The sequence below is a fragment of the Brevibacterium sp. 91QC2O2 genome, assembly GCF_024580695.1.
In the GTDB taxonomy this organism is placed as follows: Bacteria; Actinomycetota; Actinomycetes; order Actinomycetales; family Brevibacteriaceae; genus Brevibacterium; species Brevibacterium moorei.
In genome coordinates this window covers 114,078-126,769 of the sequence record NZ_JANIJY010000001.1, presented here as the reverse complement: position 1 = coordinate 126,769, position 12,692 = coordinate 114,078, and the positions used below count along the sequence as shown (strand labels likewise).

Genomic DNA, 12,692 nt, shown 5'->3' with positions numbered 1-12,692 from the left:
CAATGATGCTTTACTTTTTTGTGTAAAGCATCATTGACATTGACGAAAGAGAGGTGCCATGGTCGAAGCCCGGACGCCGGTCCCCACACTCAAGGGGCGGCGCAAAACCTCAGGGCTGACCCAAGCCCAGTTGGCGGGAACCGTCGGAGTCTCCCGTCAGACCATCATCTCGATCGAACGTGGCGACTACGCCCCCAGCGTCTACCTGGCCCTGCGCATCGCAGGCACCCTGGACGCGACCGTCGAAGACCTGTTCCCCTTGGAGGAATCATGACCGATAGCACACGACGCACCAATGAGTTCGCCGACCGTCTGGCGGGGCTGAATGACCCGTCGATGGGCGATGAACGCGAACGCGACATCATCCTGCGGGCCTATGCACTGACCGCGACGGTCGGAACATATGTGAGCATCTGCGTGGGGATCCTCTTTGCGCTGATCGGGGCCGGCTTGTGGTCGCTCCTGCCCGTCTTGGCCAACGGGCTCACGGGTGTAGTGGCCGCCGGCTACTGCAAACGCGAAGGGGTCGACCTCAACCGGGCAACCCTGCGCACCACCGGACGCCGCTTCGCAGTCACAATGACGATTGGGGCCGTGCTCGCCCTGTTCCTCGTCGCCGTTCTGGCCTATCACATGCAAACCGGTCAGCCGGTGATCGATGTGGGCCTGGGCGGCTGGCCCACCGGCACCACCGGCTCATCGACCGCGACCGGCGGGGTGATCGGCGGTATTATCGGCGGGGCCGCCGTCATCGTCTTCATGGCCATCCGGCGCAGGCGCCAGCAGGTCCTAGACCTGCGCGATCGCGAAAGCGCCTGGGACGCGCCCGATGAGAACTGATCGCCCCGCACCAAAAAACACTGTGGCCCGCATCCTGTTACGGATGCGGGCCACAGTGCAGTGGAAAGAAGCTCAGTGCTTCTTGCCGAAGCCCTTGTAGCGGTCCTTGAACTTCTCAACGCGGCCGGCGGAGTCCATGATGCGCTGCTTGCCCGTGTAGAACGGGTGCGAGGCGGACGAGATTTCAACGTCGACCAGCGGGTAGGTGTTGCCGTCTTCCCATTCGATGGTCTTCTCGGTCTTGACCGTCGAGCGGGTCAGGAATTTGGTGCCCGAAGCCAGGTCGTTGAAGACGACCGGGTGGTAATCCGGGTGGATGTCCTTCTGCATGAGTATCCTCTTTCGAATTCTGTGAGCCCTGGTGCCGGGCCCTGAAGGGCGCACATGGCCTGCCAGTGCTCAAATTCTTCTTCGATCCGGGTTCGGACCAAAAGACAACTATACCGTATGTGATCCACCCGGACACAGCTCACGGCAACCGGGACGCATGGCCGATAGAGTGATTCCCATGACATGGAACAGTATTCCCGACTCGGTCGAAACCGTCCCCGCCACCACCCGAACCGATCTCCTGGCCCCTGCCACCGCCCAAGCGCTGGCCGGCCCGGGTGCAGATGCTGGCCCGATCGACGTGTTCGCGATCGACCCCGACTTGGCCGACACCGCGGCTCTGACCGCGGCATACGACCTGGCGCCCGAGGCCTCGGCCAACTGTGTGCTGGTCGCCGGCACCCGCGGCGATGACGAACGCATCGCCGCCTGCGTGGTCCTGGCCCATACCAAGGCCGACGTCAACAAGCGGGTGCGCAAACTCATCGACGTGCGCAAGGCATCGTTCCTGCCGATGGAGCGCGCAGTGGCCGAATCCGGGATGGAATACGGCGGGATCGGGCCGATCGGCCTGCCGGAGAACTACCGGGTGCTCATCGATACCCGCGTCGCCGAGGCACCGGAGATCATCCTGGGCTCGGGCATCCGCGGCTCCAAGCTCATCCTCTCCGGTGCCACCCTGGCCGCCGTCCCCGGCGTCGAGGTGATCGAGGACCTGGGCATCGAAGTCGGCTGAGTGCCCTGCCGGCCGACCGCACTATCCGCGTTCGGGCCCGTCCGGGGAGAATAGGCCGAGGAAGCCGAAGACCCATGTTTGGGCGATCGTGCCGACCTCTCCGGGCAGGCCCACCCAAGTCACTCCCAACAGACCACCATCGCCACGCCCCGTGCTCTCCAGGATTCCCGCCACTATCCAGAGGAGCACGAACAATCCGGCTATGCTCAGGCCGGTCCCCACCACGGTCCGCGTGTTCCGCCGCCGCGGCGTCGCCCCGCCGTACCCGGATAGCGCTGAGCACAACCAGACGATGCAGGTATTGACCCCCACCAGGCACAGGCTGTAGAGCCAAAACACTCCGGATGTCAAATCCAGGCCGGGGAAGGCGAACACGGATGCAATGACGACGACGCAGACGTTCACCCCCAGAAATCCCGCGGTGGCCCGCAGTCCCGGTATGGAAGTCACCGCTTCGCCTCCTCACCCACGCTCCTCCACTCAGGTTGACCTATCCTGGTCAAGGACCCGAATACTCCTATACTCCACCGGCGACCAGGTCCCGGCGCAGCTTCGCGGCGGTTTCCCGCCAGCCCGGGCGCGCGGCGTACAGGCAGCCCAGGCGCAGCCAGGTGGCCCGTTCGTACAGGTCGAGGGCCGCCGGATCCACGCCCGCCTGCGCCGTCGCCTCGTCCACGGCATCCACTGCCGCCTGGGCGCGCGATGCGCTCCAGATCCCCTGCCGGGCCCGCCATCTCAGGTGGGCGCGCAGATTGGCCGGGTCCAGGGCGATATCGGCGATGCAGGCGGTGTCCACGTCGAGCAAACCGGGCGTGGTGGAGCCGTCGAACAACAGCTGTTTGTCATGGAGGTCGCGGTGACAGGGTGCGGGAACGATGTCCCGGTCCTCCAGCAGATTCGCTGTCTCATCCAGCAGGGCGGCGAAGGCCGGATCGATCCGCTCCACCCCACCGGCCCGGGCCAGGTTGTCGGTGAGGATCAGGGCCTCCGCCCGGCCCGTGTGCACCGGGGTGTCCCCCGGCAGGTCCTCCGTTCCGACCCCGACGGACCGCCGCCATGACTGGGCACAGGCCCTCCAGGCCCGCTCCCATGCGGCCTCGGTGAACGCCCCTGCATCGTGTAGGCCGACTCCGGCCAGGGCGGCGAAGGTCACGGTGTCCTGCGTGGACGTCAGTATCCGGGGTGTTGCGAAGGGACCGGCGAAGGGCCTGGCCCGTTCCACTCCTGCCAGGATCTTCGCGGCCTTCCCCGGCCTCACGACCTTGGTGTACCGGGTTCCGTCCGGACTGCGCACCACTGCGCGCTTGCCCGGCTTGTGGCTGACCAGAGTGCCAGCCAAATGAGCCAGTGCAGGCAGTCGCGGATCGTCCGGGAGGGATTGCCCTGCCACCTGGGGACCCGCCGGTACCGGGCTCATCGCAGCGGTCCTTGTACCGTGGGGGCGGCGAGCGCCAGGGCGACCAGGCGGGCGCGTCTATCCTGCCAATCCGGGCGCAGGGCGCGCAGGGGTTCGTCCAGGCGGGAGCGCAGGGCCGTCGACTGGCTGCGCCGCACCTCTGCGGTGAAGGCGGTGTCGTCGAGGTCCCTGGTGGCGCCGTAGCCGGTGAGGAAGTCTGTGGCCAGCCGGGTTCCCTCTCCAGGTCGGTCCAGGTCGATCACCTCGCAGGCGGCCAGCCAGGATCCCACATCGCGTGCCGCCGGGCCCCGCGTCGCCCGGTCCAAGTCGATGATGCGGATGGCGGGCTTCTGGCCGGTGGGCTCTTCCGGGTCCGCCACCAGGATCTGGTCCGGAGATGCGTCGCCGTGGAGCAGCACGGTCTCCTGGCCCGTGGTGGCGCCCGCCCTGGAGTGCGCGTGCAGCGCGCCCAGGGCGTGCCCCGCAGCACAGGCTGTGGCCGGGTCGGGGTGCGAGTGCAGGTCGCCGGCGCCCCAGAGCGGGCTGGCGCTGGTGGTGCCGCGCCGTCCGACGGACATGCTGGGCAGGACGGGGGCGCCCAGGCTGCGCCACAGTGCGGTGGCGCGCACCAGCGGTAGGGCGGGTCCCGTACCGATGCGCAGGACGATGGGTTCTCCCGTGCGGTCGTCGTGGGTTGCCACGATGAGTCTGCGCCGGGGGTTGTATTTCAGTACCGTCCAGGTCTCCGGTGTGCCATAGCGGCGTGTCCTCACGACGGCGTGGACCTCGTGGGCCAGGGCAGGGTCGGCGCTCGCTGGGCCGGTCAGCAGGACCCGGCCGGCCCCCAGTTCGTGTGTTTCGATACGGGATCCGGCCTTGGCGACCCGCCGCAGCGCCCCTGTGATCTTGGCAGGGTCGGTGAAGATCGCGCAGAAGCCGTGGCGGCACTCCGCTGTGGATCGTTCGCCGAGGCCTCGGCCCGCATCCTCCGCCGGTTCCGGCACGGCACTGCGCCAGGCCACGATGAGGGACTCCCCCGGTTTGATCCGCACGTATGTGGGTTCCGCCTCTTCTCCCAGGAGCTCGGCGAGCACCGCGGGATCGGCCAGCCGGGGAGTCGCGGGCAGGGCCGCGAGCGCGTGCACGGCCGCGGCGGGATCCTGCGGCAGGTCCGTGCTGCGATCCGCCGGGTCCGATGGCGCTCCCGGGTGCGCGGGCGCCCTCATGCCCGCCCCTGGGTTTGCAGGCCGGCCCATCTAGCCACCCTGCCGCCGGGTCGGGTGAGCAGTTCGGCGGGTGCGCCGTCCTCGACGATCCGCCCGTCCTCGAGCCAGATGAGCCGGTCGAGGCCGCGCAGCATCGCGACATCGTGGGTGATGGCCAGGGTGGTCCGTCCGGTTGTCAGCTCGTCCAGACTGCCCACGATCGCCTCGCGGGATTCGGGGTCCAAGCCGGTCGTCGCCTCGTCGAGGATCACGATGGGCGCCTGGCGGACCATTGCCCTGGCCAGGGCGATGCGCTGGCGCTGTCCGCCTGAGAGGGTGTCGCCGCGGCCGCCGAGCACGGTGTCGTAGCCTTCGGGCAGGCTTTCGATGAAGTCGTGGATGCCGGCCCGCCGGCAGGCGTAGGCGATCTGTCCGGCGCTGGCGTCGAGCCTGCCGTAGCGGATGTTCTCCCGGATGCTCACGGCGAACAGCACGGATTCCTGGAGCAGGATGGAGACATTGGCGCGCAGCCCGGCGCGGGTGACCTCGCGGGTGTCGAGGCCGTCGACAAGCACCCGTCCGGTTTCGGGGTCGGACAGGCGCAGCAGGTAGCCGGCCAGGGTCGACTTGCCCGCTCCCGATGGTCCCAGCAGTCCGACCCGTTGGCCGGCCGGGATGTGCAGGTTCAGGTCCGTGAACAGGCTGCGGCCGTATCCGTCGCGGCTGCCCAGGCCAACGAAGTCCAGGTCGCCCTGCGCCCGGCCCATCGTGATGGCCCCGGGGGCGTCGGCGATGTCGATGGGTTCGTCGAGCAGTTCGGCGATCCGTTCCCCCGAGGCGGTGGCGCGGGCGATCCGGCCGGTGTACTTGGCCATATCGCGCAGGGGTTTCATCGCGATCTTGAGATACATGATGAACAGGACCATGTCGCCGGGCGTCATCGCCCCTGACAGTACCCGCCAGCCGCCCAGGACAAGGACCAGAGCCGAGGCCACGCCGACCAGCAGGTCCGTGGAGCGTTCGAGGGCTGCGGCCAACCGCTTGGAGCGGACCCCGGCCTTGAGCGCGCGGGCGTTGCCGTCGGCGAAGTCCGCGGCGACGGTCTGTTCCAGTCCGTATGCCTGAACGACGCGCATGGCGCCCAGCGCCTCGGCCGCGGAGTGGACCAGCTTGCCCTCGCCCTTGCGGGTGGTACGGGCAGCCCCTGTGATCTTCGGGCCGGAAAAACGGCTGATGACCAGGAATGCGGCGGCGGCCACGACGACCACCGCGGACAGCAGGGGGTCGAGGATCACTACGACGACCAGGAGGACGAGCAGTGTGATGACGTTGCCCACCAGGGGCAGGCCTGCGGTCACAGCGACTTCCTGGAGCCGACCCACATCGCCGACCAGACGCTGTGAGGTGTCGCCCACGGAGGCCCTGGAGTGGTACTTCAGGCTCAGTTGCTGAATGTGGTTGAAGACCCGGGAGCGCAGCAGGGTGGCCACGCGGGAACCGGCCAGGGCGAAGCACACGGTCGCCGCGTAGTTGCACAGCGCGCGGGCACCCACGATGATCGCCAGGGTCAGTGCCAGGGAACCCAGGGCGATGGCGGAGTTCCGGCCCAGGTCGATGCCGAAGATCTGGGCACCGTCCGCTAGGCGGGCGCCCAGACTCGAAGAGACGAGGTCGATCGCATACTTCATGGGCCAGGGCTCGAGCACGCGGAAGGCCACATCGCCCAGCAGCGCGATCAGGCCGCCCAGGGCGATCCACTTCTGGCCACCCGCATGCGGGCGGATGATTTCCAGCGTGCGGCGCACCGCGGAGGCGCGGATCTTGTCCTTCTTGCTCATACGAGCTCCAGCCAGGCGCCGCAGCGCCGGTCCCAGGAGTGTCGGTTGACTGCCGCGTCCCGCGCGGCGGCGCCCAGCGCGGCCCGCCGCACCGGGTCGTGGGCCAGGGAAACGAGTGCCGCGGCGAGTTCGGCGACGTCGCCGGGCGGCACCAGGACACCGACGTCCGAGCCCAGCAGACCAGGGATTTCGCCGATCCGGCTGGCAACCGTGGGCAGGCCGGCGGCCAGGTACTCGTAGACCTTCAAGGGCGAGAAGTAGTGGTCGCCCGCGGCGGGGTAGGGTGCAGTCGCCACGTCGAAGCCGTGGAGGATTTCGGGCACCTGTGCCGGTGCCACCGCGCCGCGGAACAGCGTGCGCCCACCGATCCCGAGGTCGGTGGCCAGAGCGCGCAGGGACTCCAGTTCCGGGCCCTTGCCACAGATGTCGAGGCGCCAGTCGACCCGAGGTCCTCCCGGCAGAGCGGCCTCAGCTGTGACGGCGCGGGCGAATGCCTCGAGCAACAGGTGGGTGCCGTGCCAGGGTTTGAGTGTGCCGACGAACCCGACGGTGAAGGTCCGCTTGTCGGCAGCCGGCCCGCCCGCAGTCGGTGCGGCGGGGGTGATCCGGTGGGCGTCGACCCCGTTGGGAACCACCAGGGTCCGGGCCCCCGGGCACTGCTGGAGGACCCAGTCCGCCACGCCGACGCTCACACAGGTCGCCACCCGTGCCGCTTCCAGCTGAGCCACGGTGGCGACCAAAGCGCCCGCCCGGTCGTGCAGTTCCCGGTATCTGGCCTGCTCGTCGATCAGCGGCGCATTGACTTCGAGGACGAAGGGCACGCCGAGGGCCGCGGCGGCCCGAGAGCCCGCGGTGGAGAACAGCGAATAGCGTTCGTAGACCAGGTCGGCTCCGGCCACCGTCACCGCACGCGCCAGGGAGTCGGCGGCCGCGGCGATGGCGCGCTCGCGGGCGGCGGTGTCCGCAGTCCGGGCCACCGGCAGTTCGACCACCGGCAGATCGGCCAGGTCCGCGGGCACTGTGTCGTCGCTGCGGACCGCGTAGACGGTGACGCTGTGGCCCAGGCGGCGCAGGGCCCGGATGACCTCCTGGACGTGGACGGATGCGCCCTTCGTTCCGAACACCCCGATGCCGGGGTCTGCCAGCAGATAGGCGATCCTCATGCGCGCACCCCCGCCGGCTGTTCGTTCACGACCACCGGTGGCAGGGGTGCGGTGTCGGGGCCCGGCGTCTGCAGTTCGGCCAGGCGGGCCGCCTGCCGGCGGGAGTCGAAGCGGGTCTCGATGAGCGCCCTGGCGGCATCCAGCCGGGCCAGGCCCTCGGCGCCCTCGGCGATGGCCGAGGCCAGGGCGTCCGTGAGGGCCGCGACGTCGCCGGTGGGCACAAGCCGGCCGGTGCGCCCGTCGACGATCACCTCGGAGACCGCTGTGACGTCGCCGGCCACACAGCGGATGCCCGATGCCATGGCCTCGAGCAGCACGGTGGGCAGGCCGTCGGCGTTGCCATCGGAGCCGATGACGAAGGGGGCGGCGAACACATCGTGTTCGGCCAGCATCGTGCGGACCTCCGCCTGGGTGCGGGGCCCGAGCAGTCTGACGGTGTTTTCGAGGCCTGCGGCGGTGATCTGGGCGGCCAGTTCGGCGGCCAGCGGGCCGTCGCCCACGATGTCCACGCTCACCGGTGTGCCGCGCTCGCGCAGCCGGGCCGCGGCCCCGATCAGCAGTCCGAAGCCCTTCTTCTCCACCAGGCGGCCCACGGCCAGAATCCGTGTCCCGGATTCCCGGTGCGGCCGGTAGGGGAAGCGGTCCAGTTCGAGTCCGTTGTGGACCAGGTGCAGGCGGGTTCCGGGGAAGCGGCGGCGCAGATCGGCCAGGTTGTACTGGCTGATCGTCACGACGTGGTGGGCATCGGCGAATTTCCGAGCCAGATCGGCCTCGTCGACGGAGATGTGGAAGATGTCCTTGGCATGGGCGGTGCACGAATACGGCAGCTCGGCGATCCGCCCGGCCAGGCGGGCCACGGTGGTGGCGACCGAGGCGAAGTGGGCGTGTAAGTGCGTCACCCCGTGTTCGCGGACCAGGCGGGCCAGGGCGACGGCCTGGCCGGCATCGTCGTGGCCGGCTTCCAGCAATTCGGGCAGGGCGCGCTGCAGACCGCCGGCCAGGTTCTCACACCGCGCGGTCCGCTGCCATTGGTCCCACCAGCGGTGGGGGCTCGCGGCCCTGGGCACGTGGATCACTTCGGCGGCGACGCGGGCCAGTTCGGGATGGAACCGGGCGTCGGTGGTCGGCCGCAGGGCGAAGATGACGATTTTCTCCCCGCGGGCCTCCCGGGCCAGGATCTCCGAGACGACGAAGGTCTCGGAGAAGCGCGGGTACATTTTGAGCACATAGCCGGTGACGGAACGCGTCTCAGGCGACAAAACAGGACTCCTGCATCTGCTGGTGGTTCATGGTCTCGGTGGTGCTGGGATAGCCCAGCAGTTCGGCGGCCAGCGAGCCGATGCGGCTCAGGCCCTCCAGGTCGACCCCGGTGCGCTGGATCCTGGGCCCCGAATGGGCGCGTCGGAACCAGGCACCCACCGTCTGGGGCGTGCACGCCTCCTGCGACAGTGAGTCGACCAGGCCCAGGCCGGCCAGGGCCGCCGCCCGCCGTGGCTGTTCGGCTCTGCGGGCCGTGCGCGGGACGACCAGTGCCGGGGTGTCGGTGGCCAGCACCTCGGTCAGGGAGTTGTAGCCGGCCATGCATACCACTGCGCGCGCACCCCTGATGAGTTCCGGCACGTTCGCCGCGGAGTTCAGCACGAGGGTCTGCTCGCCGGCGGCGGCGCGCACGGCAGCGACCTCGGCCGGTGGCATCTGCGGGCCCGTCACGACGAGGTGCTCGCACCCGGCGGGCACCTCGGCGGCTGCAGCGGCGCGCGCCACCGGTCCGCCGTCGGAACCTCCGCCGAGCACGGTGAGCAGGTAGGGGCCGGCCGGTGCGGTGCCGGCGTCGGCCGGGCGGCCGTGTGACAGATACCCGGTGGCCCGGGCGCGGGCGGCCAGTCCCGCCGGCAACTCCCCCGTGGTGCGGGGATCGTAGACGTCCGGGTCCCCGTAGACCCAGACCGCGTCATAGGCCTCGCAAATCTGTTCCTGGCCGCCTGCACGGTCCCATTCGGCGGCCATCACCCCGGGGGTGTCGAGGACCTCGCGCAGGCCCAGGACCGTGCGGGTCGGATGCCAGGCGCGCAGCCGGGCCAGGGGCGTGCGCAGTTCCCCGCCGACGCCGAAGGGGTGGCGGTCGGCGATGAACAGATCGGGCGCCAGGGCGTCGAGCACGGAGGACAGGGCCGCGGTGCGCACTCCGGCCAGGCGCTTCGAGCCGACCTGCAGGCGGCGCGGTGCATAGCCGGAGCCGGTGCGGGCGAAGCCGGGCAGGACCAGCCAGTCCCAGCCGGCCGGCAGCGAGTCCCTGGGCGCGTCGGGGTGGCCGGCGATGAGCACCCCGCAGACGTCCTGGCCGGTCAGGCGCGGCAGATCCGCGGCCAGTGCATGGGCGATCGCCCGATTGCGCCGGGAGTGCCCCAGTCCCACGGAATCGTGGGAGTACATCGCGACCGTCAACGTCATCTGCCGGCCCCCTGCTCGTCCTCGCCTGCCTGTCCGTGCGGTCCTGTGTCCATGCCTCCCAGTCAACACGGTGGGTATAAGGCGCAGATGAGGCGTCGATGAGAGGGCTCTTATACGTGTGGTGCCGGCCGCAGTCGCAGCTCAGTCCACGCGATAGCCCAGCCCGCGCACGGTCGTGACGAAGTCCGCGCCCAGTTTTCTGCGCAGGTAGCCCACGTAGACGTCGACGACGTTGGACCCCGGGTCGAAGTCGTAGCCCCACACGTGGCTGAGCAGCTGTTCGCGGGAGAGCACCTGGCCGCGGTGCTCCATCAGCACGGCGGCCAGGGTCAGTTCGCGTGATGACAGGTCCACATCGGTGCCGGCGACCGAGGCGCGGCGTTTGAGCAGGTCGATACGGACGTCGCCGGCGACGATCTCCGTGGGCGTCTCCGGAACGGGTTGGGCCTGGGACAGTCGCAACCGGATGCGGGCGACCAGTTCGGCGAAGTTGAAGGGCTTGACCATGTAGTCCACCGCCCCGCCCTCCAGGGCCGCCACCGTATCGGATCCCGCGTCCCGGGCGGTGAGCATGATGACGGGCAGTTCGGGCCGCGAGGTGCGCAGTTCGTCGAGGACTTCGAATCCGTCGAGGCCAGGCAGGTTGATGTCGAGGACCATGAGGTCGAACTCCCCGGACAGGGCGTAGGACAGCCCGGCGATTCCGTCGCCCGCCGTGGTCGGGGTGAAGCCGGCGGCCTTGAGGCCCTTGGCGATGAATGCGGAGATCCGCGGTTCGTCTTCGACGATGAGGATACGGCTCATGGGCCTCGTACTTTCGGTCAGTCGCTGGATGGGGTGGGGTCGATTGGCAGGCTCAGGCGGAACACCGCTCCGCTGCGGGCCGGATCGGGGGGATCGAGCGAGGCCCGGCCGCCGTGGGCGGCGGCGATCGCCTGCACGATCGCCAGGCCGAGGCCTGCGCCCAATTCGTTCGTGTCGCCGCGGGAGAAGCGGTAGAAGATCTCCGCGCGGATCTCCTCGGGCACGCCGGGTCCGTCGTCGGCGACCCACAGGTCGACGGTTCCGTCCTGGGCGTGGACCTGGGCGCCGAAGGAGATGGTGCTCCCGGGTTCCGTGTGGCGCACCGCATTGTCGGCCAGTTGGAGGAGGGCCTGGGTCAGGCGCTGGGGATCGGCTGTGATGACAGTGCGTGGTGGTGGTTCGAGGTGCCAGTGGCGGGGGGCCAGGCCGCTGGCCTTGGCGACTACCTCGGGCAGCAGGACCGCCGGGTCGACCGGTTCGGCGCGCACGAAGTCGTGGCGGCGGGCCTTGGCCAGGACCAGCAGGTCGTCGACCAGCCGCGACATCCGCATGATCTCGTCGAGCAGCAGTTCCCTGGTCTGTTCGACGTCGTCCACATCGGCGACGTCGAGCACTTCGAGGTGCCCGCGCAGGATCGTCAGGGGCGTGCGCAGTTCGTGCCCGGCGTCGTCGAGGAACTTCCGCTGGGTTTCGAAGGCCTGCTCGAGCCGGTCGAGCATGGCGTTGAATGTATTGCCCAGTTCCGCCAGGTCGTCGTGCCCGGTGACCTCCAGGCGCTTGTCCAGGGCGCCCGAGGAGATCGACTGGGCCGTCGCGCGCAGGCTGGCCACCGGTTCGAGCAGGCGGCGGGACAGATAGCCGGAGAGGAACCCCACGACGATGACGGTGAACACCGCGACGATCGCATAGGTGCGCATGAACTCGGTGAGTTCGCCGCGGGAGGTGGTGACATTGTGGACGACGACGAAGGCCCCCGCTTGGCCCGGCTGGCTGACCGGCAGCACGCTCATCCGGTAGAGGGACCCGCCGATCCTGACCTCGGTCAGGCCGCCGGCGTCCTGGATGGCGGTGACACGGGACCGGAATTCCTCCTTCTGCCGCAGCACCCCGTCGTCGATCCCCTGGTAGATGACGGTGCCGTCGGTTTTGAAGGCGAACAGGGTCTCCGCGGACTCCGGTTCGTTGCGCGCGAGGAAGACGCTGAGCATCCGGTCGACACTGCTGAAGTGCTCACCCGTGTCCGGGTCGATGCCGCTGGCGGCCAGATCGCGGAATTCGGTGATCTCCTGGGTCATCGACCTGTCGATCCTGGTCTGCAGAGCGGCGGACTGGGCGATGTAGAGCACGACTCCGACGGCCAGCAGCGCCAGGGCGACGATGACGGTCACCCCAGCGGTCAGACGGAAACCGACGCTGGCCGGGCGGCGGGCCTCAGCGCGCCGGCGTACGACTCCCATCAGTCGTCATCCTCATCGTCATCGTCATCGTCCTCATCGTCATCTTCGTCGTCATCCTCCTGGTCCTCGTCGTCATCCTCATCGTCGTCATCGTCTTCGAGGTGTTTGGGCCGATTGGGGGCCTTCTGGAAGTCCGGCGCCGAGGTCCGCGGTGCAGATTCGTCCCGCCCAGCCCCGCCGGAGTCAGCAGCGGGAGTCCGGGCCCGCCGCTGTGCTGAGGGGCTCGGCGCCGGGGTGGCGGCGGAGGCGCTCGGGGTCTGCGTGGCACGCGCGGAGGCAGTGGGCGTCGCCGTGACCCGGATGGGGGTGAGATCGGGTTCCTCGGCGCTCCCGCCGGACAACGAGTGCACCAACACGGCGCACCCGAGCAGGGTCACGAGGGTCACGACCAGGGTCACCCCCAGACCGGTCAGGCGTTTCATGTTCCAAGCGTGCCCCGAGTCCGCCCCCGGTGTCGAACGCCCAGATGAGA

General features: G+C 69.4%; 14 protein-coding genes. 3 read left to right on the top strand and 11 right to left on the bottom strand.

Annotation, left to right across the window (positions count from 1 at the left end; translation table 11 throughout):
• The first annotated feature begins 58 nt into the window (after window positions 1-58).
• Window positions 59-274 carry a helix-turn-helix transcriptional regulator gene (locus NQ036_RS00620; protein ID WP_257046688.1) on the top strand — a complete coding sequence of 72 codons (216 nt, stop codon included), beginning with the start codon at window positions 59-61 and terminating at the stop codon, window positions 272-274.
• On the top strand, window positions 271-840 hold the full coding sequence (locus NQ036_RS00615; RefSeq protein WP_257046689.1) for a hypothetical protein: 570 nt from the start codon (window positions 271-273) through the stop codon (window positions 838-840). The genes NQ036_RS00620 and NQ036_RS00615 overlap by 4 nt, the downstream gene beginning before the upstream one ends.
• A 72-nt stretch (window positions 841-912) precedes the next feature.
• On the opposite strand, the gene NQ036_RS00610 is transcribed toward NQ036_RS00615, so the two are convergent.
• Complete coding sequence (locus tag NQ036_RS00610; protein ID WP_257046690.1) at window positions 913-1,170, bottom strand: type B 50S ribosomal protein L31; 258 nt, start codon at window positions 1,168-1,170, stop codon at window positions 913-915.
• A 178-nt stretch (window positions 1,171-1,348) separates the two neighbouring features.
• Between NQ036_RS00610 and NQ036_RS00605 the strand changes: the two genes are divergently transcribed.
• Window positions 1,349-1,906, top strand: a complete 558-nt coding sequence (locus tag NQ036_RS00605; RefSeq protein ID WP_257046691.1) for a YbaK/EbsC family protein — start codon at window positions 1,349-1,351, stop codon at window positions 1,904-1,906.
• Window positions 1,907-1,927: 21 nt separating this feature from the next.
• On the opposite strand, the gene NQ036_RS00600 is transcribed toward NQ036_RS00605, so the two are convergent.
• The 10 genes from NQ036_RS00600 to NQ036_RS00555 form a co-directional block, all read right to left on the bottom strand.
• Window positions 1,928-2,356: a hypothetical protein gene (locus tag NQ036_RS00600; RefSeq protein ID WP_257046692.1), complete on the bottom strand. Its 429-nt coding sequence runs from the start codon at window positions 2,354-2,356 to the stop codon at window positions 1,928-1,930.
• A 67-nt stretch (window positions 2,357-2,423) separates the two neighbouring features.
• On the bottom strand, window positions 2,424-3,323 hold the full coding sequence (locus NQ036_RS00595; protein WP_257046693.1) for a phosphotransferase family protein: 900 nt from the start codon (window positions 3,321-3,323) through the stop codon (window positions 2,424-2,426).
• On the bottom strand, window positions 3,320-4,528 hold the full coding sequence (locus tag NQ036_RS00590; RefSeq protein WP_257046694.1) for a phosphotransferase family protein: 1,209 nt from the start codon (window positions 4,526-4,528) through the stop codon (window positions 3,320-3,322). Before NQ036_RS00590 ends, NQ036_RS00595 begins: the two co-directional genes overlap by 4 nt.
• A complete protein-coding gene (locus NQ036_RS00585; protein ID WP_257056843.1) occupies window positions 4,525-6,345 on the bottom strand; it encodes an ABC transporter ATP-binding protein in 1,821 nt (606 codons plus the stop codon). The genes NQ036_RS00590 and NQ036_RS00585 overlap by 4 nt, the downstream gene beginning before the upstream one ends.
• Window positions 6,342-7,508, bottom strand: a complete 1,167-nt coding sequence (locus NQ036_RS00580) for a glycosyltransferase family 4 protein (RefSeq protein ID WP_257046696.1) — start codon at window positions 7,506-7,508, stop codon at window positions 6,342-6,344. Before NQ036_RS00580 ends, NQ036_RS00585 begins: the two co-directional genes overlap by 4 nt.
• On the bottom strand, window positions 7,505-8,767 hold the full coding sequence (locus tag NQ036_RS00575; protein ID WP_257046697.1) for a glycosyltransferase: 1,263 nt from the start codon (window positions 8,765-8,767) through the stop codon (window positions 7,505-7,507). Before NQ036_RS00575 ends, NQ036_RS00580 begins: the two co-directional genes overlap by 4 nt.
• On the bottom strand, window positions 8,757-9,959 hold the full coding sequence (locus NQ036_RS00570; RefSeq protein ID WP_257046698.1) for a glycosyltransferase family protein: 1,203 nt from the start codon (window positions 9,957-9,959) through the stop codon (window positions 8,757-8,759). Before NQ036_RS00570 ends, NQ036_RS00575 begins: the two co-directional genes overlap by 11 nt.
• Window positions 9,960-10,100: 141 nt before the next feature.
• Window positions 10,101-10,763: a response regulator transcription factor gene (locus NQ036_RS00565; protein ID WP_257046699.1), complete on the bottom strand. Its 663-nt coding sequence runs from the start codon at window positions 10,761-10,763 to the stop codon at window positions 10,101-10,103.
• Window positions 10,764-10,780: 17 nt separating this feature from the next.
• Window positions 10,781-12,220 (bottom strand): ATP-binding protein, encoded by a 1,440-nt coding sequence (locus NQ036_RS00560; protein WP_257056842.1) that lies wholly within the window; start codon window positions 12,218-12,220, stop codon window positions 10,781-10,783.
• Window positions 12,220-12,642: a hypothetical protein gene (locus NQ036_RS00555; RefSeq protein ID WP_257056841.1), complete on the bottom strand. Its 423-nt coding sequence runs from the start codon at window positions 12,640-12,642 to the stop codon at window positions 12,220-12,222. The genes NQ036_RS00560 and NQ036_RS00555 overlap by 1 nt, the downstream gene beginning before the upstream one ends.
• Between the last annotated feature and the right edge of the window lie 50 nt (window positions 12,643-12,692).